We start from the raw sequence: 21,633 nt of genomic DNA, 5'->3' as shown, positions 1-21,633 counted from the left end.
CGGGACAACAGATCATGGGTCTTGTCAGTTAGAGGGTGGCGTCGCCTCCAAGCGTGCAGGACGCGTCTCTTGCACCCAAAGGCCAGTCGCGGCCCGACGAACGGCCCCTCACCGCTCCGTAAACTTCAGCTCGATCCGGCGGTTGCGGGCGCGGGCCTCGGAGGAATCGCCCTCGGCGATCGGCTGGTATTGCCCGAACCCGTTGGCCGACAGGCGTTCCGGCGGGAAGCCCAGGAAATCTTCCATGTAACGCACGACCGACAGGGCGCGGGCCTGGCTGAGTTCCCAGTTATCCGCGAACTCCGCCGCACCCGACAGCGGCACGTTGTCGGTGTGGCCGTCGACGCGCAGCACCCAGTCGATATTGTCGGGGATCTCGTCGGCCAGCGACCGCAGCGTTTGCGCGATCCCGGCGATCTGACGACGTCCGCCTTCCGAAAGGTTGGCCTTGCCCGGCGCGAACAGCACCTCGGAGGAGAAGACGAAGCGGTCGCCCACGATCTGCACGCCTTCCTGCCCGGCAAAGACGTCGCGAAGCTGGCCGAAGAACTCGGACTTGTACTTCTCGAGCCGCTTGCGTTCCGCCTCTTCCAGCTCCCGCCGGCGGCGTTCCTCGGCGGCTTTCTGGGCCAGCGCGGCGTTCAGGTCGGACCCCAGCGACTGGATCTGCACCTGGTTGGCCGCATCGCGATCCTTGTAATCGTCCAGGAGCGCCTGAAGGCTGGCCAGCTGCGTACGCATCTGCGCCACCTGCTGGTTTAGCAGGGCGGTGCGGCGGGCGCTTTCGCTCGAGGCGGCCTGTTCCTCGTCCAGCTCCTGCCGGGCCTGGCGCAGCAGGGCGGCGCGCTGTTCGGCCTCGGTCAGGGTCTCTTCCAGCTCCTGTTCGGCGGCGAGTTTCGCGGCAAGTGCTGCGGCCAGCTGACGGCGCACCTCGTCCCGGTCGGCGATCTGGGCCTGGGCGGCCTTTTCGGCGGCCACGGCCTCGGCCAGGCGTTGGCGCAGGCTGGCGATCTCTTCCTCGGACCGGGCGGCGGCGGCATCGCGGTCAGCCGTGGTGCGTTCGACCAGCGCCTCCAGCGTGGCGATGCGCTGTTCCAGCGTGCCGATCTGGTTCGAGGCGGTTTCGACATCGGCCTGCGCCGCGTCCAGCGCCTGTTCCAGCGACGCCTTGTCCTGGCGCAGCGCCTCGGCCTGGTCCTGGCTTTCCAGCGCCCCGGCCAGCCTGTCGCGCAGCCCCTCGGTTTCCGAATTGGCCCGGGCCAGCGCGGATTCCAGCGCGACGATCCGCAGTTCTACCGCGTCCAGCTCAGACACCTGTTCGCCCAGCCGGGCGCGCGCCAGGTCGAGCTCCGATTGCAGGGCCTGCTGGTCCTCGGCGGCCTGTGCGCGCAGGGTGGCGATCTCGGCCTCCAGTTCCTCCCGGGTGGCGCTGGCCAGGTCCTGCGCACGGGTCGCGCGATCCTCGGCGGCTTGCCGGGCCAGGCGTTCCTGGGCCAGTTGATCGTTCAGCGCCCCGGTCTCGTCGGCCAGCTGCGTCTGCAGCGCGTCGCGGTCGCTTTCCGCTGTCGCCAGCGCACGTTCCAGCACCCCCAGCCGCGCCGACAATTCCGCCAGCCGCGCGTCGCGATCCTCGACATCGTTCAGCGCCGCGGCCAGTTCCTGTTCCAGCCGCGAGAGCTGCCCGAAGGTGACCTGACGCCCCTCCTCGACCTCGGCCAGGCGGTCGCGGGTCTGGTCCAGATCGGCGGTGCGCTGGTCCAGCGCCGCTTCGGTTTCATCGAGGTTCAGCAGCGCCGCCGCCAGCCGCGCATCCAGATCGTCCGAAGCCTCCTGCGCCGCGGCCAGCATGGTCAGCGTGTCCTCGGCCCGCTTGCGTTCGGCCTCCAACGCCATGGTCATGGCGGTCAGCTCTGTCTCTGCGTTCTTCAGGCGCTCGCGCAGGGCCTCTGCCGCGGCGGCCTCCGCGATGCGGGCCTGTTCCTCTTCGCTCAGCTCGGTTTCCAGGTCGTCGACCCGGCCGGCCAGCGCGCCGCGCGTATCCGCGTTCTCGGCCGCCTGTTGTTCCAGGTCGGCAATCATCGCCTCAAGCGCCTCGCGGCGGGCGGCGGCCAGCCGGGCTTCCTCGGCCGAGGCGTCGATTTCGTCCCGCGCCTGGCTCAACGCCAGTTGCAGCGCCTCCTGGTCCGACAGCAATTCCTCGCGCTCCGCCTGCAACTCGGAAACGGTCCCGCGCGCCGCGTCCCGCTGGGACAGCAGCGATGCGACCTGGGATTCGAAACTGGTGATCCGGGCGCGGGCGGCCTCGAGCGCGACGTCCTGATCGGCGCGCGCCTGGGTCAGCGAGGCGATCAGCGCCGATTGCTCGTCGATTTCCGCCTCGGCCTCCGCCAGGGTGCGGTTGGCGGTGCCCAGCTGCGTCTCAAGCTGCGTGTTGCGGTCGCGCGCCAGGCCAAGCGCCTGCGACAGCGCCGCCACTTCGGACGACAGCTGATCCAGCTCGCTTTCCTGCCCGGTGATCGTCTCGCGCAGGACGAACTGCACCACCATGAAGATCGTCAGCACGAAGGTCAGGACCATCAGCAGCCCCGTCACCGCGTCCACGTAGCCGGGCCAGATGGAGCCCTGGAAACGGTTGCCGGATCTGCGTGACAGGGCCATGGATCAGCCCTCCTGCTCCTGGGAGTTGCGCGGATTGGCCGAGGTCGGGCGCCCGCCCCGCTGCGCGCCCGAGATCACCCGGCTGAGCGCCGCGATATCGGTGCGCAGCTCGGCCATGGTTTCCTGCCGCCCGGCCGAAATTTCTTCGAGGATACGCAGCATCTGCACGTCGATGGACCGCAGGCGCATCCGGCTTTCGGGGTCCATGCCTTCCGCCGACCCGCCAGAGCGCTGCATCTCGTGGATCAGCGCCTCCTGCCCCTGCGCGACGCGCAGCAGCGTGTCATGCAGCGGCCCCTGTTCGCCCAGCCGGTGGGTCAGCCGTTCGACACTGTCGGCCAGGTGGCCGATCTTTTCGTCGACCAGCGCGCGGCTGTAATCGGACTGGGTGAAGATATTCTGCAGCGCCTCGATCTGTTCGTTCATCGTATCGACAACCGCCGACAAGACCTGCGTATCGGTGCCGCCCTCGCCCTCGACCGAGGACAGGCCGACGCGGGTGATCGTGGACAGCCATTCCTCGAGCTCGCGGTAGAACCGGTTCTGGCCATGGCCCGCGAACAGCTCCAGCAGGCCGACGATCAGCGACCCGGTCAGGCCCAGCAGCGACGATCCGAAGGCCACGCCCATGCCGCCCAGCTGGCTTTCCAGCCCCTTCATCAGGCGGTTGAAGACATCCAGGCTCTGCTCCCCTTCCTGGGGGGCGAGGCTGCGGATCGTGTCTACCACCGCCGGAACGGTCGTGGCCAGACCGTAGAACGTGCCCAGAAGGCCAAGGAAAATCAGCAGGTTGACCAGGTAGCGGGTCATCTCCCGCGCTTCTTCCACGCGGGTCGCGACGGAATCGAGGATCGACGAGGTCGACGATGACGACAGGTGCATCCGCTTGTTGCGCGACCGCAGCAGCGTGGCCAGCGGCGCCAGCAATTGCGGCGCCCGGCGTCCCTCTTCCTCGAGCGTGCCGTTGGTGAAGGCCTCGATCCAGCGGACAGAGGCGACCAGCTGTGCGACCTGCCAGAAACAGGCCAGCACGCCCACCACGAAGACGAAGGCGATCAGACCGTTCAGATAGGGGTTGGCCTCGAAGATCGGCAACACCGATGGCGCGGCGAAAAACCCCGCGGTCACCGCCAGCCCCAATGCGATCAGCATCAGGATGATCTGGCGGACGGGTTGCGAAAATTGCGGCTCGGCCTCGCGGTCCGGCTGGTCCATATGGACAGCTCCCGACACTGTTCTACTGCCCTCAAACTAGGCGCTTTAACCTTTTAAGCCAAGCGATTATCCACAATCTCCCTGACCAGTGAGGACAATTGCGTCAACTCGTCATCGGCGATGCCCAGTTGCGCCAGGTGATCGGCGGTCTGCCACAGGTAGTCACGGTTCGGCCCCTTGCCCCCGGTGGCGCCCGCGATGATCCGGGCCTGGTCCTCCAGTGTGAGGTGCGCGCAATATTGCACGTGGTCGGGGTCGATCACGTAGGCCAGCGCCTGCACCTCGCGCCCGTCATCCAGAGCCAGCGTCACGGTCTGTTCCACATAGGCCGAGGAGACAAGCTCGCGTTCGCGCAGCCGTTCCAGGATCGCCGCCTCGCCCGCATCGGGGATCTGCAGCGCCACGCCGCGGCACTCAGCCTGCGGTGCGGCGTCCAGTGCCAGCACAAGGCCCGGCACCTCGACGCTGCCGCGATGGTGGATCGAGGACATGCAGAACGACCGGTGATAGCCCTTCAGCGTCGCGATGCACCGATCCGCCGGGTCGAATTCCGGGTTCCAGATCAAAGAGCCGTAGCCGAATACCCACGTTGCCATTTTGCTGGTCCTCCTGTCGCAACGCCCTATAAACACCCTGATGCGCCAAGAAAAAAGGGGCGGTTGTGAAACGTCTGTTGATTGTGATCCTGATCGCCGCCGGTCTCTGGTCCGGCTACTGGTTCGTGGGCGCAACCGGCGCGAAATCAGGCTTCGAGGCCTGGTTCGAGGCGCGCCGCGCCGAAGGCTGGGTCGCCGATTATACCGATTTCTCGCTACAGGGCTTTCCCAACCGCTTCGATGCCAGCTGGGAGGGGCTGACCCTGGCCGATCCGCAGACCGGCGTCGCCGTGGATATGCCGTTCTTCCAGGTGCTGGCCCTGTCCTACCGCCCGACCCATGTCATCGCCGTCGCCCCGCAAGAGATGCAGGTATCGACCCCCTACGAGAAATTCGGTGTGCAAAGCGAAGACCTGCGCGCCTCGCTCCGCCTGCGGCCCAACACCGCGCTGGAGCTGGAGAACGCGGTGCTGCACGGCGACCACCTGCGCATCACCGGGGCGCAGGACGCGGCGCTGCGCGAATTGCGCCTGGCCGCGGAACGCACCGGCGACACCACCTATCGCTACGGGGTCGAGGCGTTCGACCTGTCGCCCCCCGCGCCGGTGCTGCAACGCCTCGCCGGGCAGGAGGCCCTGCCCGAGGTGATCGAGGTCGCCTCGCTCGATGCGACGGTCAGCTTCGACAAGCCGTGGGATATCTCTGCTCTGGAGGTCGCGCGCCCCCAGCCCACCCGCATCGACCTGTCGGACATGCGCGCGATCTGGGGCGTGATGGAGTTCCGCGCGGCCGGCGAGATCGAGGTCGACGCCCAGGGGCTGGGCACCGGCACCGTGAACATCCAGGCCGAGAACTGGCGCGACATGCTGCGGGTCGCCGTCAATTCCGGCGCAGTCCCGGAAAACGCAGCGACCGCCACGGAACGTGCGCTCGGCATGCTGGCGGGGATGAAGGGCAACCCCAATTCCATCGACGCCACGCTCGAGCTGAAGAACGGACAGGTCTTCATCGGTTTCATCCCGCTCGGCCCCGCCCCGGTATTCCGGTTGCGGTGAGGGTGAGTTCGGAACGACCTTTCCAAACGCCCCGCCCCGTTCTGTTTCACAACGCGCGACCCTCCGAACTGAGGGCAGCGACCGACCCGAGGGGGGCGCAAAAGCGCCGCCCTGTGGGGCGGGTCGGCGCTGCCCGGTGTTGCCGCCGGGCGGTGAGATATGGCGGGCGTGTCTAGCGGAAACTACGCCGGTTCGCGCGGGGTCAAACAAAGGTCCAGAGCACGACGTCACCGATACAGGTTACGTCAGCAAGCCGTGACCCACCCCCTACCGACAATAAGACCCGGACCGATACCGCGCGGTGTCGAAATGGAAGTGATCCCGGTGAAACCGGTTCGCATCCGGGCCCAGCACCGTACCGAACGGACCGCAGGCCGAGCGGTGCATCTGGCGCAGCACGCCGCCATCCTTCTTCGTGTTCCACCCCGTCAGGACCGAGATCTCGGACCCGTCGCGCAAGGTGAACCCCGCAATGTCGATCGCGTGTCCCTTGGCGTGTTCCGACAGCTTCGCGCCCTTCTGGCTGTTGCGCGTGCGGCAGGCGTAATGGGCCACGACCCGCAGCTCGGACACCCCGCCGCCACGCCGCTTCACGGCCGGCTTCATCCCGGTTTCCACCCAGCGTTTCAACGACTTGGCCGTGGTGCAATCCATCACCGCATGGGTCGACAACCCGACCCCCGTGACCGAGGAGATGCGCACCGCATCCGACACGCCGCAGCCGCCAGGGCCGCCCACGGGTCCGATGGACACGCCCTGGATATCCAGGTCACCGCAGACCGCCCCCTTGCGGCGCAGCGCCGCGCGGGCGCGCCCGGTCTCTTCGACCTCGCGGGTCCGCTGCTTGGGGCGCAGCGCGCCGAACAGGCGGAATTTCTTGCGCGGCTCGGCCTCGGGCTTCACGCCCAGCGTCTCGGGGCTGGCAGTGCGGGGCGGGCGCGGACGGGTCAGCGCCTCGGCATCCAGGACCACGCCATTGCCGGTCACCTGCCCCCGCGCCACGGGCCGAAGCGAGGTCTCGGGCGGGCGGGCCAGCGACGGCCCGGCCAGCGCCAGGCACAGCAGGATCAGCCCCGCCCGCTTCACCGGGTGCCCTTGACCCGGCCGAAATCCGGGGCATCCGTATCCTGACCCGCCTCGATGATGCCGCGCCGGATGGCACGGGTGCGGGTGAAGTAATCGTGCAGCAGGTCGCCATCGCCGGTGCGGATTGCCCGTTGCAGGGCGAACAGCTCTTCGGTGAACCGGCCGAGGATCTCCAGCGTCGCGTCCTTGTTGGTCAGGAAGACGTCGCGCCACATCGTCGGGTCCGAGGCCGCGATCCGGGTGAAATCCCGGAACCCGGCGGCGGAATACTTGATGACCTCGCTGTCGGTGACGCGCCGCAGGTCATCGGCCACGCCGACCATCGTGTAGGCGATCAGGTGCGGCGTATGCGAGGTGACGGCCAGCACCAGGTCGTGGTGATCGGGGTCCATTTCCTCGACATTGGCGCCCATGCCTTCCCAAAGCGCGCGCAGCCGCGCGACGGCCTCGGGGTCCGATCCTTCGGTCGGCACGATCAGCAACCAGCGGTTGGCGAACAGTTCCGCAAACCCGGATTCCGGGCCGGAATGCTCGGTCCCGGCCAGCGGGTGGGCGGGGATGAAATGCACGCCCTCGGGGATATGCGGCGCCACGGTCGAGATCACGTCGCGCTTGACCGATCCCACATCCGACACGGTCGCGCCCGGTTTCAGCGCCGGGGCCATCTCCGCGGCAACTGCCCCCATGGCCCCCACCGGCACGCAGAGCACGACAAGATCCGCGCCCTCCACCGCCTCGGTGACGCTGTCGCACACCCGGTCGCACAAACCAATGCGGCGGGCCGTGTCCCGGGTCGCCTCGGACCGGGCATAGCCGGTGACTTCGCCTGCCAGCCCGGCGCGTTTCATCGCCCAGTACATGGACGACGCGATCAGGCCCAGGCCGATCAGGGCGACGCGATCATAGACCTGGCTCATCGCGCACCGCCCTTGAACTGGCCGATCGCATGGGCGACGCGGCGGCACGCGCTTTCGTCGCCGACGGTGATCCGCAGGCAGCGGCCCAGCCCGTAATCCGACACCAGCCGCACGATCAGCCCCTGGGATTTCAGGTAGGCGTCGCAGGCGGCGGCCTCGTCCTCGCTGCCGAAACGGGCGAGGATGAAATTGGCGCAGGACGTGTCCGAGGGCACGCCATGTTCCGCCAACGCCTCGGCCAGCCAGGCGCGCAGGCGGGTGTTGTTCTCGCGCGACTTGATGACGTGGGCAGTGTCCTTCACCGCGGCCTCGGCCACCATCAGCTGGGTGTTGGACAGGTTGAAGGGCTGGCGCACTCGGTTCAGCACGTCCACGATCGCCGCTGGGCCATAGCCCCAGCCGATGCGCAGACCGCCCAGGCCGTAGATCTTGGACAGGGTCCGGGTCATCACCACGTTCTGCCGCGCCTCGACCAGCGCGGCCCCGCCATCATAGCCCTCGACATATTCCGCATAGGCGCCGTCCAGCACCAGGATCGCCTGCGGCGGCAGGCTGTCGGCCAGGCGCGCGACCTCGTTGGCGCCGATCATCGTGCCGGTCGGGTTGTTGGGATTGGCAACATAGACCAGCCGTGTCTTGTCGTTGCAGGCCGCCAGGATCGCATCGACATCGACGACCCGTTCGTGTTCCTGCACCTTGACCGGGGTCGCGCCCACGATATTGGCGATGATCGGGTAGAGCGTGAAGCCATGCTCGGTGTAGATCACCTCGTCGCCGGGCCCGGCAAAGGCCTGGGCCAGCAGGGTCAGGATCTCGTCCGAGCCGACGCCACAGATGATGCGGTCCGGGTCCAGCGCGTATTCCTGCGCCAGCGCCTGGCGCAGGCCGGAATGGTCGGTGGGCGGATAGCGATGCAGATCGTGACCGGCGCGCAGATAGGCCTCGCGCGCGCCCTCCCCCGGGCCATAGGGGTTTTCGTTCGACGACAGTTTCACCACGTCGTTGATCCCGTCGATCTTGGAGGCGCCGCCCTTGTAGAGCTTGATCTCCATGATCCGGGGCTGGGGTTCGATCCGATCGCTCATCGTACTTCCAAACTAGGTTACCGCGCGGTTCTAACCAGACCCGCGGGCCAAGGCCAGACGTCCTTTGCCCGCGCGGCCTTTGATCGCGGGTTATTGCGTTTGTCCGGCAACAGCGCGTCTTTGTCCCTCCGGCGCAGGACAGACAGAGCCCCTTGCGGACAGGGTGACAGCACAACCGCCGCCCGCGAAAGGACCCCGCCCATGTACGTCGCCCTCGTCGATTTCCCAGTCACCGATTCCGCCGCCGCCACCGCGATCCTGCAACGCGATGCCGCCGCTGCCCGCGCCATGGCCGGCAACCTCGATTACCGTGCCCTCACCGATGCCGAGGACCCGACCCGAGTGCTGATCCTGCACCGCTGGACCGACAAGGCGGGGTTCGACGCCTACCTCGCATCCGACCTTTTCGCGGAAATGGGCGGCGCCCTGCGCGCGCTGATGTCGGGCCCGCCCGTATCGCTTCGCCTGACCGCGCAGCAAGACGCCACCGTCAACGGCTAGACCCGGCGCCGAGGGGGGCTAAACTCCCCCATGACCCCGCCACGCGTAAGGAGCGCCCATGACCACCCTGATCCTCGTCCTCGCCTGCTTGCTGGGCCTGGCCCATATCATCGCCGCGATCATGGTCGAAACCCGCATCCGCGGCACCGACTGGAATGCCGGCGCGCGGGACGAACCGGCCCCCGACCTGCCGCCCATCGTCGGGCGGCTGCAACGCGCCCAGACCAACTTCCTGGAAACCTTCCCGTTCTTCGCCGCGCTGTTGCTGGCCTGCATGATCCAGGGTGTCGCCGACTGGCGGGTGATCGCGGGCGGCTGGATCTACCTCGCCGCGCGGGCGATCTACCTGCCGCTCTACGCGCAGGGTGTGCCCAAGGTGCGCACGTTGATCTGGCTCGTTGCGATGCTGGGCGTCGCCCTTGTCGGCTGGGCCGCCGCGCTGCCATGACCCAGGCCCCGCCCGCCCAGGTGGTCCACGGCGATTTCCCGGCGGGCGGGCCGATCGATTTCTGCCCCGACCGGCATTACCTGCTCTATGCCCGCGACGGGGTGCTGCGCCTCGACGATGGCGGCCGGGTCTGGAGCCTGCCGCCCGCCCGCGCCGCCCTGATCGCCGCGACACGGCCGATCACCTTCTGGCTGCCCCGGCCGGTCACGGCACTTTCGGTGCTCTTCGATGCAACCCATGGCCCGGCCCCCGCCGCCGACCTGTCGGTCTTCGACATGTCCCCCCTCGCCCGCGCCCTGCTGGAGGAGCTGCGGCATTGCACCGACGGCCCCACGGACGCCCATGAACAGGCACTGTTCGACACGCTTCGCAAGGTCGTCTGGCGGCTGGCCGAAACCCCGTCGCCGGCGCAGCGCCCGGCGGGGCGGTCCGACCTGGTGCGCCGCGCGCTGGACCGGACGGAGGCGCAGCTGGACAGCCAGCCCTCCTTCGCCGCCCTGGCCGAAGACCTGGCCGTGACCCAGCGCACCCTCGCCCGTCACATCCTGGCCGAGACGGGCATGACCTGGCGCGCCAACCTGCGCCGGATGCGGGTGATCCGCGCCATCGAATGGCTGGCCGACCCGGATCGCAGCATCACCGATATCGCGCTTGGCACCGGCTATGCCTCGCTATCGGCCTTCAACGCGGCGTTTCGCGAGATCACCGGCCAGACCCCGTCGGACTACCGCGACAGCTTTCGCACCTAGCTGCCCCCCAGCTCAGAACGTATTCCAGCTGACCCCGACGAAGACCTCCTTCGCGCGGAACTTGTAGCCCGCCCGCAGCGCCACATCCGTGCCTTCCAGCGGCACCGACAGGGCCAGGGCGGTTTCGCGGAACCCGTCGTCGTCGCCCTGGTGGGTCAGCTCGACCGCCAGCCCCGCATCGCGCAACCCGACCGAGGCCAGCGCGAAATAGGCGTTGTCGATGGTGGAATATTCCCCCAGCAGGAAGATGTTGCCGAACTCGGTGGGCCGGTAATGTTCCGCCACGATCCGCGCCCCGGCCTTCCAGGTCTTCAGCCCCTCATATTGCACCGCAGGCCCGACACGCAGCGTCACCGGCGCGTTCGGGTCCCCCAGGGCAAAGGCGTAGGACAGCTGGAAGTTCAGGTCCGCCCCGTTGCCGTAATCGCTGTAGACCGTGCCATAACTCAGCCGCCCGCGCTGCGCGCTCAGCACCGCGGTGACGTCGCCCGGTGCCACGTCCAGCTGGGCGAACATGCCATCGGCGCGCGCCTCACCCGCCGGGCCAAGGGCCACGGCACCGGCCAGCGTCATGGCGGACAGCAGGGTCGCACGGGATCGGATCGGCATGGAACGCTCCTTAGATGTCATGGGCCCAGCATCGGGCCACGGCGCCAGAGGTCAATGCCCCGACCCCGAATGGAAGGAAAAACGCCGGGCGATATCCGACACCATTTCGGACAGGCGCACCGCGACGATCCCCGGCGTGTTGTCCGTCGCATGCAGCCTCAGCATCAGCGCCTCGCGCTGGTCCAGATCCGGGCGCAGCGCCAGGCGCACGCCGTCCTCGGTCTGCGATTTCACTTCGGCGCGGACGGGTCCGACCTCGTCCAGCGTCACCACGCCCTCGGTGCCGATCTCGTAGCGATGGCCACGCAGCCGGGCGCTGTCCATGGTCAGGCTGGCCAGCCAGACCGGCCGGTCCTTGCCCGCGGCGGCAAAGCTCACCCTCTCGGGCCGGTCGGCCACGTGGCGTTCGCGGCGCGGCAGCTCCACGCAGGCGACGCTGCAGATGATCAGCACGAACAGGTTGTAGATGGTCCAGAACAGGATCACCCATTTGCCGTCGCCCGCATCGTTGAACGCGAACCGGTCGAAGACCAGCCCCAGCACGAGCCCTATCAGGGTCAGTGCCAGCAGGCTGCCGAAGAACCGCATCATTCGCCATTGCACCACGACCTTGCTGCGGTCGCCGCCCTTTGCCGTCACGCTGAACGGGTGGCCGTTGGGCCACAACAGCCCCGTGACCGCCGCGCGGGTGATCGGCCATGCGCCGATCAGCTGGCTCACATCGTTCAGCAGCGGCACCACGGTGCCCCGCGACAGCAGGTTCAGCACCAGCAGCGTCCACAGGTAATAGGTGCCGAAATAGCTGATCACGTCGGGCAGGCGCGCATCCACCACGGTGATGTTGAAGAACCAGTAGAGCAGCGGATAGATCACCGCCGCCAGCCGGAAGGGAAAGGTCGTCAGCCAGTAAAAGACCGAATCCAGCACGCTCCACCGGTCGCGCAGGCGCAGCCCGTTGCGGCGCAGCGGGCCCAGGCTGGACCGGGCGATCTGCATCAGGCCGAGACACCAGCGCGCCCGCTGGGTCACGTATTCCTTCAGGCCTTCCGGGGCCAGCCCCTCGGTCAGGGCCTCGTTCAGGTAGACGGTCCGCCAGCCCCCGTTCTGAAGCGCCAGGGTCAGCATGAAATCCTCGGTCACGCTTTCGCGGGGGAAGCCGCCGATATCCTTCAGCGCGCTGAACCGGATGACCGAGGACGTGCCGCAGCAGAAGGCGATCCCCCAGCCGTCCCGCGACGGCTGCATGTGGTCGAAGAAGAAGCGCTGCTCGTCCGGGTAGGTTTCGCTGATCCCGAGGTTGTGCTGGATCGGGTCGGCGTTGAAGAAATGCTGCGGCGTCTGCACCAGACCGACCGACGGGTCGTGAAACAGCGCCAGCGAACGCGAGATGAACCCCCTGTGCGGCACGAAATCCGCATCCAGAACGGCCACGAAATCGGGCGGCACGGTGCGTTCCGACAGCCGCGCCAGCGCGTGGTTGATATTGCCGGCCTTGGCATCCAGGTTGTCCGGCCGGCGCATGTATCCCACGCCCTGAGCGGCGCAGAAATCCTGCAACCAGTCGCGCCGGCCATCATCCAGAACCAGGATCTCCTTGCTCTTGTGGCGCAGCGCCTTGGCCCCGATGATCGTGCGTTCCAGCACCTCCAGCTCTTCGTTGTAGGTGGCGATCATCAGCACCACATGCGGCTCTGCCCGGCTGCCCCACCACCCGGCATTGCGCGTCGCCTCCTCTCCGCGGTCGCGGTAGCGCATCATGATGATGAAGGCGCTGAAGGACCCGATCATCGCCAGGAACTCCATCGCGAAGAGAGACCAGCTCGCCGCCCAGTCGACGGTCAGGCCCAGCGGCGCGATGGTCTCCGTCGCGCGCCACCACAGGTAGCGCAGCGACAGTGCCATGGCGATGACGAACAGCGCCGTCCTCTGCACCCCGCTGCGCGGATTGACCAGGCCGGGCAGGATCAGCGCCGCGCCCAGAACCGGCAGCAGGTGCAGGACGCTCGACCCCGCTTCGCTTAGGTACAACGGCGGCAAGGGCTCAGTTCCACAGATCGCGCAGGAAGTTCAGCGGCCGGTCGTCGAAGAACACGCGCCCGGTGCGCCCGATCGGGCAGCCCTCTTCGGGCGTGTCCCGCAGCTCGGGCACCAGCAGGGTCACGTCGTAGCGTTCCAGGTGCTTCTGCGACGGCGCCACGGCCAGTTCGCGATAGACCGTCGCCGCGCCCGACCCGGCCAGCCGCGCCACCGTGCCCTGCATCGTCTGGCTCGACCCGTTGAAGCGGAACGTCGCCGCATCGCCGGTCTGTAGCGTGTTGTAGACGTTTTCCGTCACCGACAGCGTCACCAGGACCGCTTCGCAATTGGCGATGCGCAGCATCGGATCGCCCCGCTGAAGCACCACCCCGTCGGCCACCAGCCGTTCCCACAGCACGCCATGCACGGGGGTCGACACGTTCGCCCCGGCCAGCAGGTTCACCCGCTCCCGTTCCCGTTCGATCCGTGCCTCGTAGGCCGTAACCCGCGCCAGGGCCTCCTTCAGCTCCGCATCCGACACGCCCAGTGCCAGCGACGCCTCGAGGCTCCGCATCTGGTAGGACCAGACCGGGTTCGCCGACCCGTCCAGGTAGGTGCCCTTTTCGACCTCGTCGCGGCGGAATTGCTGTACCGACTGGCTCTCGGACGGGGCCGACCCCGCCCCGCGACGCGGCGGTTCCGGGTCGACCTGCAGCGGTTGCGCGGCCTCCTCGATCCGGTCCAGGCCCTCGCTCGGCACGACCTTGTCGCTTTCGAAGGCCGGCACCTCGCCAGACGTTGCCTCCCCCGACATCGCGGCCAGTTCCCGCCAGCGCGCCTCGCGGTAGGCCCGTGCCAGACCCGAGACCTCGCCGAAATGGTTGCTGCGCCGGTCGCGCACCGTGCGCAGACGGTTCAACTCCGCCAGGGCGAGGTCGCGTTCCATCAGCAGGTCGTTCAGCCGCACCCGGTCAGCCTGATTGTCGCGGATCTCGGCCAGCGGTTCGTCCCGCGTCACTACGGCGCCCAGGGCCAGCGGCGACAGGTCCAGCTGCCCGGCAATCGGGCTGCGCAGCGTCACCACGGGCGCATTGACGACCGCGTTGCTGCTGGCCCCGGCCATCTGTTCCACGACAATAAGATAGAGCGCGCCAACAATGACGACCGCTCCAAGCAAAAGGCGCAAATACCGCAAACCTACGTCTCCTTCACGGGACAACAAACATCCGAAGGAAGTGATTAACCATAGTATAGGGCAAACTTGAGGCAACTTGGCGGAAAGCAGCAAAAAATTGCCGTCAGGCGCAGCCCCCTTCGCGTCGGGCAATTGCCGCCAACCGGCCCAGGGTGGCGGGGTAATAGGGCTGGCTCGGCATCGCCCCGGGCAGGGGAATGCAGCGCACCAGCGCCCGCAGGGCCCGGAACCCCGCATAGTCGCTGACCTCCTGAACAATGCCGTCGGATGTCGCCACCACCGGCACCGGCCCGGCCTGATCGTAAAGCACCGCGCTGCGTGCCACGGCCGGATGGTCGCCACGCCCCGACCAGATCAGGTACAGCGCGACCCGCGCCGCATCGTACCCGTGCAGCGCCGAATGCCGCGGCGAGGGGCGGAACCCGTCTGGCGTCACCAGCGTCCAGTCGGGCACCAGCCCCTCCGCGCTGAGTTCGGCCAGAACCGTCTCTCCGTGATCCGCCGCGCGGATCAGCATGGGGGCGCCATGGGCCTGCCCCAGTTCGCGCAGCGCCCGGGACATGATGTAGGACGGGTTGAACAGCACCCCCGGCGCGCCGCGAGGGCTGTCGGCGGCGGGGGTCAGCAACGGTTCGTCCTCGGTGCGCGGATCGACCGCCAGGCAGTGCGACACCAGCCCCGCCACGATCGCCTCTCCCCGGCCCGCGAATTCGGTCCAGCCCGATTGATGCACCGCGCGCCACAGCGCCCAGGCCCGAAACAGATCGCCATCGGTGGCGGTCTGCGGATCGGGTGCCGCCTGCCCCGGCCGCCAGCGCCAGGACATCAGGCCATCATCGCGCACTGCCAGGACCTGCGCGGCCCAGGTCTCCATCCGCGCGAAAGCGGCCCGGTCTCCTTCGGCCTGGGCCAGCACCATGCCGTATCCCTGGCCCTCGGAATGGCTGGCGGCGTCCTGAAGATCGTCCACCACGCGCCCGTCGGGCCGCAGAAACGCATCCTTCCAGACCTGCCACCCCCGCGCGTCGCCGGCGCTGAGACCCGTCGCCAGGAAAGCGCCGCAACCGGCCAGAACTTGACGTCGCGGAAGCCTCAAATTCCCCTCAAACATTTCTAAAATTGCATCTTTCGGCCATCTTCTTAGCATAGCGTTAACCATCTCAGATCAAGAAGTGACTCGCAGACACGACAAAGTTAGGGCTTAGGCTAGAATGGCACAGAGCGACACCAATACCATCATCCCGACGCTGCCGCGCCCGCCACGGCTGCATAACGCCTTTGTCGGCGCCACCCTGATTTTCGGGATTGTCGCGGTGCTGGTCATTCTCGGCCCCATGGCCCGCTACGGCCGCACGTTCCAGGCCGAGGTTCAGGCCGAAAACGCCCTGCGCGGCGCCCTCGCGCTCGAGGTTGCGATGTCGCGCGCCATCGAACGGGAATGGGACAGTCTTCAGGCCGTGGCCAATGCCGCGGGTTCCGGCAATCTCGACGACATGCGCGAATTTGCCGATGCGGTGCTGGGCGCCGGGGGCCGGATCGCCTGGGCCGGTTTCGCCAATCGCAGCGGCACCATCGTCGTCGGGTCCAACGGCACCCGCCAGGGTGACCAGGTCGGCGAACGCCGCTGGTTCCGCGAGGGCCTGCAAGGCGGGTCCATCGGCAACGTCTACCGTGCCTCGAAGCCGCGCCCCGGATCGAATTACCAGATCGAAGAACTGCTGAACCTCTCGACCCCCGTTACCAACGAGGACGGAGAGGTCATCGGCGTCTTCGCCTACAACCTCCGCATGCCCTGGCTGGACGGCTATCTGAAATCCACGGCCGAGGAATTGCGCCTCGATGCCTTCGTCCTGAACCGCGAAGGCACCATCCTGGTGCAACGGCTTGGTCAGGGCGCGTCGCCGCTTGCCGAGACGACGATTGACCGGTTGCAACTGAACCGGACCCAGGTGATCCCCTCGGAAAGCCCTGCTGGCGATCGCGAAATCCTTGCCATCGTGCCCAATTTCGGGACTGACTCGATGCCGCCGCTGAACTGGTCGCTGATCGTGCGGATGCCCGCCGCTGTCATGGTCTTCGACGGACGGTCCCTGCCGATGACCCTGTTCATGAGCCTGGTCAGCCTCATGGCCCTGCTGCTGGTCTTCACCCTGGTCTTCGCGCGGCATTTCCTCGACCCGTTCGAGCGGCTCGCCGAAACCTCCCGCGCCATGGCCGAAGATCACGACGTCTACCCGGAGGAATTCTCGTCCTCCCGCGAAAGCTCCCTCCTGTCGCAATCGCTCAGCCGCCTGCAATCGCGCATCCCCGACTGACAGGCGCCTGCCCCTGCCCCTGCCCCAGCCGTGACGTGTCCGTCCCCTGTCGTGACCTGTCCGTTGCCCCTGTGACGGTCGTGCCAGCGATGCGCGACCGCACCGACCGGATACCGACGCAATACCGACGTGATACCGACGTCCCGTTCGGGGCGTTAACCCGATCTCTCGCTGCGCTGCGTCAAAGCAATGTGCAAGCGCGGCAAAAATGAAACATACAATGCAAATACTGCATATATTGACCTAGCGGCCCTGTAGATATTTTCAGGTATTTCAGGCACGAAGCAATCAATGAGCAGCGGCGCGTCTCCCCCGACGCGCATAGGATAAAAAACAAATAAAATAGGCACTTACCACGATGATCGGATTGCTTCTTCAAGGTGTCCTGGAGACCCGCGCCAACTTCATTCTGGCCGCCGCCGCCGTCTGTACGGTAATGGCCATGACCCTCGTGCTGCTGATGCGAAACAGCGCCACCGCGACCACCCGCCAGCGCCTGTTCGGCGCCGCCTGGATCGCGCTTGTCGCCGGGGTCGGTGTCTGGACCACCCATTTCGTCGCCATGATCGGCTACCGCCCCGACGCCGCCCTCACCTATGACCTTGAATTGACGTCGATTTCCATCCTCGTCGGCATCGTTTTCGTGGGCCTGCCCATCGCCGCGAGCGAGATTTTCCGCGACCGCCTGGAACGCATGGGCCTCGGCGCCTTCACCGCCCTCGGCGTGGCCGGCATGCACCTCACCGGGATGACCGCGGTCGAAAACTGCCTGCCCACCTATAACCCCCTTGTTCTGACGGCAGGAATCGTGATCTCGATCCTCTGTTTCAGCTTCGCGCTGACCCGCGTCGACACCGATTCCAAGGGTCTTCTGGGCAAGGCCGCGGGCATCATCGCCGGTGTCTGCAGCCTGCATTTCATCGCCATGGCCAGCGTGTCCCTGAACATGTTCGACATGGGCGAAACCGGCATCGGCGGCGTGACCCTGTCGATCATGGTCGCCATCGTCGCACTCAGCGTTTTCGCGGCCACGATGATCGGCACGTTCAACCACCGCCGCGCCCTCGCCACCGGCCGTCTGCAGGGCGATGACACGCTGGTGGCCTGAGCATAAAAACGCAGAAATCTCATTGAAATCAATAGGCTAACGCGATCCCACCAAAAACAAAGGCCCGCCAATGGCGGGCCTTTTAGCGTCAGGCCATGGCGGCTAGCTCCGGGATCGGCGGGTTCAGGTCCCCGGCAAAGTGGCAGGCCACCTAGTGCCCGTTCGTTACCTTGGACAGAACCGGTCTCTCGGTCCGGCACTTGTCCTGGGCGAAGGGACAGCGCCCCGCGAAACGGCATCCGGGCGGCGGGTTGATGGGCGATGGCGGCTCTCCTTCCACGGTGAACCTCTCGCGCCCCTGGTCCCGATCATCCGGCGACAGGGCCGCAGCCATCAGCGACCAGGTGTAGGGATGCTGGGCGCCCGAAAAGATCTCTTCCACCGGGCCGGTTTCCACGAACTCGCCCAGGTACATCACCGCGACATGGGTGCAGATATTCTGCACCACGGCGAGGTCGTGAGAGATGAAGATATAGGTCAGGTTCTTGGTTTTCTGCAGCCCTTTCAAAAGGTTCAGGATCTGCGCCTGGATCGCCACGTCGAGCGCAGGGACGGGTTCGTCACAGACGACAAGCCGCGGTTCGGTCACCATGGCCCACGCAATGCACAGCCGCTGTCGTTGCCCGCCCGAGAACTGGTGCGGGAATAGCCGCTTGGCATCGGGATGCAGGCCCACGGCTTCGAACATCTCGTCCACGCGGGCCTCGCGCTCGGCCTTGGTGCCGAAATCCATCAGGTCCAGCGGTTCCCGCACCGCACGCCCTGCCCGCAGTCGCGGGTTCAGCGAGGAGAAGGGATCCTGGAACACCGTCTGGATGTCCTTGTGTGCCTTGCGCAGCGGTTCGCCCTCTAGCCCCGACAGGCTGTGTGGGCCCAAAGACATGGACCCCGCGACCGGGTCCACCAACCGCATGAGCGCCTGCGCGGTCGTCGATTTTCCCGACCCGCTTTCGCCGACGATCCCAAAGCTCGACCCGGCCTCGACTCGGAAGGTCACGCCATCGACGGCCTTGACCACGTCGCCCGAGGCCAGCGGAAAATGGACCTTGAGGTCCTGAACATCAACGAGACTCATGCCAGGGCCTCCTCTTTCGCGTACCAGCAAAGGGCGGTTTGAGCGGTGCCGACGGGCAGCCGCGGCGGGTCTTCGGACCGGCAGCGTTCATCCGCCAGCGCGCAGCGCGGCGCAAAGCGGCAGGCCTTGGGGAACCGGCCCAGCGGCGGCACCATGCCGGGGATTTCGCCCAGCGACCCGGCATCGGGCAGACGCGCCGCCGCGCCCAGTTTCAGCCGCGGGGTGCGGGACATCAGGCCACGGGTATAGGGGTGGGCCGGCCGGTCGAGGATATCGCCCACCGGGCCGCTTTCGATCGACTTGCCGGCGCAGAACACCGCGACCTCGTCCGCCATTTCTGCCACCGCGCCAAGGTCATGGGTGATCAGCATGATCGCGGTTTCTGTATCCATCTGCAGGTCTCGCAACAGGCGGAAGATCTGAGCCTGCACCGTCACGTCGAGCGCGGTGGTCGGTTCGTCCGCGATGATGACCTTGGGGCGGCAGGCCAGAGCGATGGCGATCATCACCCGCTGCCGCATTCTGCCCAATAATTCATGGGGATAAGCGGCCAGACGGTCCTCCGGCGACGGGATCGGGATAGCGCGCAGCATCTCCAGCGCGATCTCGCGGGCCTTGGTCTTGTGCTGGTGCGGTTCGACCACCTCGGCAATCTGGCGTTCCACCGTCAGCAGCGGGTTGAGCGAGGTCATCAGCTCCTGGAAGATCATAGAGATCATGTTGCCGCGCAATTGCCGCAGCCGGGCGGGCTTGATCGTCGTCATCTCTTCGCCCGCCAGTTGGATGGAGCCGGACGCGACCGAAAACCGGTCGGGCAGCAGTCCCATCGTGGCCAGCGCGGTCATCGACTTGCCGCAACCGGATTCACCGACCACGCCCAATGTCTTGCCGGGAAAGAGGTCGAGGGACACGCCGTCAAGAACCCGGTGGACCTGGATCCCGGTACCCACGTCGACGCAGAGGTCACGGACAGAAAGGATGGGGTCCATCAGCGTCTCCAAAGTTTGGGGTTGAGGGCGTCGTTGATGCCATCGCCGACCAGCGAAATGCCCAGCACGGTGAGGAAGATCGCAATGCCGGGCAGCGTCACCGTCCACCAGGCATCGCGCAGGTAGTTGCGGTTCTCGCCGATGATCAGGCCCCAGCTCATCTCGTTGGGATCGCCAAGGCCGAGGAAGGCGAGGCCCGCCTCGAACAGGATCGCGCCACCGATGGCCAGGCCGGCGGCAACGATCAGCGGCGGCAGGGCGGGCAGGATCTGGAAGAACTCGGTCACCTTCAGCAGCGCGACATCGACCTAGCCGCCGAAATAGCCTGCGCAGGAGCCAATCAGGATGCCGACCACCACCGAAAGTCAGAGGATCGCTAGCAACTCCGGGTCGTCGCGGCGCAGAATGGCTCCAAAGGCCTCCCGGCCAACGCCGTGCCAGTTGAACACCGTCTCAACCAGCACGGCACCGGCCAGAAGCTGACCATCTGCAGGCCCAGCTTGGTGACCACGGGGATCTGCCCGTTGCGCAGGCCGTGGCGATAGGTGACCTGCCGTCCCGACAGCCCCTGGTGCGCGATACGGATGTCATCGGCTCCAAACACGTCGAGCATGGAGGCCCGTGCCAACCGCGAACAAAGCGCGATGTAGATCGAGGGGGCCTGGCGAGGATGGGTTTCATGGGATGCGTCGTGAGCGCGGACCGCGCCGATGTTTGGCATGCCGTGGTACAGCAATAGGCCTTTGATATCGACGCCCCCTGCGCAATCCTGGAGGGCAAGGGCCTGAAGGTTTGGGACCAGGCAGGACGCAAATTCCTCGACGCCGTGCCGGGCGGCTTCGACTACACCAACTCCGGGTCCGAGGCGAACGAGAAGGCGTTCAAGATCGTTCGCCAGATTGCCCATAAGAAGTATGGTGGCAAGAAGACCAAGTTCCTGTGCCGCGAACGCGATTACCACGGCAGCTCGATCGGCGGCCAGCCGGAGCGGGTCGCGCAATACGGCCCCCTCGCCCCCGGTTTCGTCGAGGTGCTGCATTACTTGGAATACCGGGCCCAATGAGATGTGGAAAATTATGGCGAACGCGCCGCCGACGCCATCGAAGAGGTCATCCTGCGCGAGGGGCCGGACACGGTCGGCGCGCTCTGCCTTGGACCGATCACTACGGGTGGCGGCGTCATCGCCCCGCCCGAAGGCTAATGGCCCCGCGTGCAGGAGATCTGGCGCAAGTACGATATCCTGCTGCATCTCGGCTTTCGGGGGGTGCACCGCCGGGCCCGCCACCGCTCTGGAAAACCTGCGCATCATCGAGGACGAGGACCTGCTGGGCAATTGCACCCGGATGGGAGAGCATCTGATGAAGCGGCTGAAGGACAGGCTCGCCATCATCGGTGACGTGCGCGGCAAGGGCCTGTTCCAGAAGCTGCATCTGGTGGCAGACCGCACGACCAAGGAACCGCTAGCCGCAAGGCTGTTCGCCCAGGTCTTTGCCGAATGCGTTGCGCGGGGCGTGTTGGTGGGGATGACGAACCGGTCGCTGCCGGGGCTGAACAACACGATCTGCCTGTCCCCTGCCCTGACCGTCACCGAAGACGAAATCGACCAGATTGCCGATACGCTAGACCTCGCCCTGGGCGTAGTCGGTGACGATATCTGTCAAGGCGTCCGGGCTGCCCTTTCCGAACATGACCGTTCCCTTCCGGACCTAGCAGCCTGACCGAGGCTTGTGGCGGCACTGCCCCGGCGGGTTGCCGCAGGCTGTTTGGAGCAACAAGAAACGACGTCCCTTTTTGCTTCGAACCGAAAATACTCGGACATGTGTCACATTTTCGATCAGGGTGCTTTTCGAGGCCGAATTCCAGCCCTCCGATCACTCCGCACATGCAGTCAATGTCCCCAACCATGAAGTTCCAGAAAGGCAACGAACGGCCTGTATACTTCACTATGACGAAGACTGGTCGTCCAGCGATGTAACGATCGCGCCGTCTGCATGCGATCCATATCGCGGGTAAGTT

The 21,633-nt window shown here is 66.6% G+C and carries 19 protein-coding genes and 1 pseudogene; 7 read left to right on the top strand and 13 right to left on the bottom strand.

Features of this window, described 5'->3' with window-relative positions; genetic code table 11:
• Positions 1-108: 108 nt before the first annotated feature.
• From ATO9_RS03705 to ATO9_RS03695, 3 genes are read right to left on the bottom strand one after another with little or no spacing between them, the layout of a single operon-like run.
• The gene (locus ATO9_RS03705) at positions 109-2,658 is read right to left on the bottom strand and encodes a peptidoglycan -binding protein (RefSeq protein WP_043745122.1); all 2,550 of its coding nucleotides are present in this window, start codon (positions 2,656-2,658) and stop codon (positions 109-111) included.
• A gap of 3 nt (positions 2,659-2,661) precedes the next feature.
• Complete coding sequence (locus ATO9_RS03700) at positions 2,662-3,873, bottom strand: hypothetical protein (RefSeq protein WP_043745119.1); 1,212 nt, start codon at positions 3,871-3,873, stop codon at positions 2,662-2,664.
• A gap of 53 nt (positions 3,874-3,926) precedes the next feature.
• A complete protein-coding gene (locus ATO9_RS03695; protein ID WP_043745117.1) occupies positions 3,927-4,469 on the bottom strand; it encodes a gamma-glutamylcyclotransferase in 543 nt (180 codons plus the stop codon).
• Positions 4,470-4,534: 65 nt separating this feature from the next.
• On the opposite strand from ATO9_RS03695, the gene ATO9_RS03690 reads away from it, so the two are divergent.
• Complete coding sequence (locus ATO9_RS03690; protein WP_043745114.1) at positions 4,535-5,524, top strand: DUF2125 domain-containing protein; 990 nt, start codon at positions 4,535-4,537, stop codon at positions 5,522-5,524.
• 267 nt (positions 5,525-5,791) lie between these two features.
• On the opposite strand, the gene ATO9_RS03685 is transcribed toward ATO9_RS03690, so the two are convergent.
• Genes ATO9_RS03685 through hisC form a run of 3 tightly spaced genes read right to left on the bottom strand, consistent with a single transcriptional unit; the run spans position 5,792 to position 8,612 of the window.
• On the bottom strand, positions 5,792-6,610 hold the full coding sequence (locus ATO9_RS03685) for an extensin-like domain-containing protein (RefSeq protein WP_043745112.1): 819 nt from the start codon (positions 6,608-6,610) through the stop codon (positions 5,792-5,794).
• Positions 6,607-7,527 (bottom strand): prephenate/arogenate dehydrogenase family protein, encoded by a 921-nt coding sequence (locus ATO9_RS03680; protein ID WP_043745108.1) that lies wholly within the window; start codon positions 7,525-7,527, stop codon positions 6,607-6,609. The genes ATO9_RS03685 and ATO9_RS03680 overlap by 4 nt, the downstream gene beginning before the upstream one ends.
• Positions 7,524-8,612, bottom strand: a complete 1,089-nt coding sequence (hisC, locus tag ATO9_RS03675; RefSeq protein ID WP_043745105.1) for a histidinol-phosphate transaminase — start codon at positions 8,610-8,612, stop codon at positions 7,524-7,526. The genes ATO9_RS03680 and hisC overlap by 4 nt, the downstream gene beginning before the upstream one ends.
• Positions 8,613-8,813: 201 nt before the next feature.
• Here hisC and ATO9_RS03670 point away from each other — a divergent pair, with 201 nt between their 5' ends.
• The 3 genes from ATO9_RS03670 to ATO9_RS03660 are packed head-to-tail and all read left to right on the top strand — an operon-like array spanning position 8,814 to position 10,310.
• Entirely contained in the window at positions 8,814-9,113 is a 300-nt protein-coding gene (locus ATO9_RS03670; protein WP_043745102.1) for a putative quinol monooxygenase, read from the top strand.
• A gap of 58 nt (positions 9,114-9,171) precedes the next feature.
• Complete coding sequence (locus ATO9_RS03665) at positions 9,172-9,561, top strand: MAPEG family protein (protein ID WP_043745099.1); 390 nt, start codon at positions 9,172-9,174, stop codon at positions 9,559-9,561.
• Positions 9,558-10,310: a helix-turn-helix domain-containing protein gene (locus ATO9_RS03660; protein WP_043745096.1), complete on the top strand. Its 753-nt coding sequence runs from the start codon at positions 9,558-9,560 to the stop codon at positions 10,308-10,310. Before ATO9_RS03665 ends, ATO9_RS03660 begins: the two co-directional genes overlap by 4 nt.
• 12 nt (positions 10,311-10,322) lie before the next feature.
• Here ATO9_RS03660 and ATO9_RS03655 read toward each other — a convergent pair whose 3' ends face one another.
• The 4 genes from ATO9_RS03655 to ATO9_RS03640 form a co-directional block, all read right to left on the bottom strand.
• On the bottom strand, positions 10,323-10,919 hold the full coding sequence (locus tag ATO9_RS03655; RefSeq protein ID WP_052418074.1) for a hypothetical protein: 597 nt from the start codon (positions 10,917-10,919) through the stop codon (positions 10,323-10,325).
• Between the two features lie 51 nt (positions 10,920-10,970).
• Positions 10,971-12,956, bottom strand: coding sequence for a glycosyltransferase family 2 protein (locus tag ATO9_RS03650; RefSeq protein ID WP_043745094.1), 1,986 nt, complete (start codon positions 12,954-12,956; stop codon positions 10,971-10,973).
• Positions 12,957-12,960: 4 nt separating this feature from the next.
• Positions 12,961-14,130: an HlyD family secretion protein gene (locus ATO9_RS03645; RefSeq protein ID WP_043745091.1), complete on the bottom strand. Its 1,170-nt coding sequence runs from the start codon at positions 14,128-14,130 to the stop codon at positions 12,961-12,963.
• 103 nt (positions 14,131-14,233) lie between these two features.
• The gene (locus tag ATO9_RS03640) at positions 14,234-15,226 is read right to left on the bottom strand and encodes a family 8 glycosyl hydrolase (protein ID WP_162183054.1); all 993 of its coding nucleotides are present in this window, start codon (positions 15,224-15,226) and stop codon (positions 14,234-14,236) included.
• Positions 15,227-15,341: 115 nt separating this feature from the next.
• Between ATO9_RS03640 and ATO9_RS03635 the strand changes: the two genes are divergently transcribed.
• Together ATO9_RS03635 and ATO9_RS03630 are read left to right on the top strand one after the other, a co-directional pair.
• A complete protein-coding gene (locus ATO9_RS03635) occupies positions 15,342-16,445 on the top strand; it encodes a cache domain-containing protein (RefSeq protein ID WP_043745088.1) in 1,104 nt (367 codons plus the stop codon).
• A 358-nt stretch (positions 16,446-16,803) separates the two neighbouring features.
• Positions 16,804-17,553, top strand: a complete 750-nt coding sequence (locus ATO9_RS03630; RefSeq protein ID WP_043745085.1) for an MHYT domain-containing protein — start codon at positions 16,804-16,806, stop codon at positions 17,551-17,553.
• Positions 17,554-17,704: 151 nt separating this feature from the next.
• Here ATO9_RS03630 and ATO9_RS03625 read toward each other — a convergent pair whose 3' ends face one another.
• From ATO9_RS03625 to ATO9_RS03615, 3 genes are read right to left on the bottom strand one after another with little or no spacing between them, the layout of a single operon-like run.
• On the bottom strand, positions 17,705-18,628 hold the full coding sequence (locus tag ATO9_RS03625) for an oligopeptide/dipeptide ABC transporter ATP-binding protein (RefSeq protein ID WP_043745648.1): 924 nt from the start codon (positions 18,626-18,628) through the stop codon (positions 17,705-17,707).
• Positions 18,625-19,617, bottom strand: a complete 993-nt coding sequence (locus ATO9_RS03620; protein ID WP_043745082.1) for an ABC transporter ATP-binding protein — start codon at positions 19,615-19,617, stop codon at positions 18,625-18,627. The genes ATO9_RS03625 and ATO9_RS03620 overlap by 4 nt, the downstream gene beginning before the upstream one ends.
• Positions 19,617-19,904: an ABC transporter permease subunit gene (locus tag ATO9_RS03615; RefSeq protein WP_052418072.1), complete on the bottom strand. Its 288-nt coding sequence runs from the start codon at positions 19,902-19,904 to the stop codon at positions 19,617-19,619. Before ATO9_RS03615 ends, ATO9_RS03620 begins: the two co-directional genes overlap by 1 nt.
• A gap of 461 nt (positions 19,905-20,365) precedes the next feature.
• Between ATO9_RS03615 and ATO9_RS23815 the strand changes: the two are divergent.
• Positions 20,366-21,260, top strand: a pseudogene (locus ATO9_RS23815) (aminotransferase class III-fold pyridoxal phosphate-dependent enzyme); the annotation flags it as partial.
• Positions 21,261-21,633: the final 373 nt, after the last annotated feature.

The sequence above is a fragment of the Pseudooceanicola atlanticus genome (genome assembly GCF_000768315.1).
In the GTDB taxonomy this organism is placed as follows: Bacteria; Pseudomonadota; Alphaproteobacteria; order Rhodobacterales; family Rhodobacteraceae; genus Pseudooceanicola; species Pseudooceanicola atlanticus.
The sequence above is the reverse complement of the archived record's forward strand: the minus strand, read 5'-3'. Positions and strand labels throughout refer to the sequence as shown.

Excerpts from the sequence above, each read along its gene's own strand:
- ATO9_RS03620 (WP_043745082.1), bottom strand. The coding sequence starts at position 19,617 with ATGGACCCCATCCTTTCTGTCCGTGACCTCTGCGTCGACGTGGGTACC.
- ATO9_RS03630 (WP_043745085.1), top strand. The coding sequence starts at position 16,804 with ATGATCGGATTGCTTCTTCAAGGTGTCCTGGAGACCCGCGCCAACTTC.
- ATO9_RS03660 (WP_043745096.1), top strand. The coding sequence starts at position 9,558 with ATGACCCAGGCCCCGCCCGCCCAGGTGGTCCACGGCGATTTCCCGGCG.
- ATO9_RS03680 (WP_043745108.1), bottom strand. The coding sequence starts at position 7,527 with ATGAGCCAGGTCTATGATCGCGTCGCCCTGATCGGCCTGGGCCTGATC.
- ATO9_RS03705 (WP_043745122.1), bottom strand. The coding sequence starts at position 2,658 with ATGGCCCTGTCACGCAGATCCGGCAACCGTTTCCAGGGCTCCATCTGG.
- ATO9_RS03695 (WP_043745117.1), bottom strand. The coding sequence starts at position 4,469 with ATGGCAACGTGGGTATTCGGCTACGGCTCTTTGATCTGGAACCCGGAA.
- ATO9_RS03655 (WP_052418074.1), bottom strand. The coding sequence starts at position 10,919 with ATGCCGATCCGATCCCGTGCGACCCTGCTGTCCGCCATGACGCTGGCC.
- ATO9_RS03700 (WP_043745119.1), bottom strand. The coding sequence starts at position 3,873 with ATGGACCAGCCGGACCGCGAGGCCGAGCCGCAATTTTCGCAACCCGTC.
- hisC (WP_043745105.1), bottom strand. The coding sequence starts at position 8,612 with ATGAGCGATCGGATCGAACCCCAGCCCCGGATCATGGAGATCAAGCTC.
- ATO9_RS03625 (WP_043745648.1), bottom strand. The coding sequence starts at position 18,628 with ATGAGTCTCGTTGATGTTCAGGACCTCAAGGTCCATTTTCCGCTGGCC.
- ATO9_RS03670 (WP_043745102.1), top strand. The coding sequence starts at position 8,814 with ATGTACGTCGCCCTCGTCGATTTCCCAGTCACCGATTCCGCCGCCGCC.
- ATO9_RS03665 (WP_043745099.1), top strand. The coding sequence starts at position 9,172 with ATGACCACCCTGATCCTCGTCCTCGCCTGCTTGCTGGGCCTGGCCCAT.
- ATO9_RS03635 (WP_043745088.1), top strand. The coding sequence starts at position 15,342 with ATGGCACAGAGCGACACCAATACCATCATCCCGACGCTGCCGCGCCCG.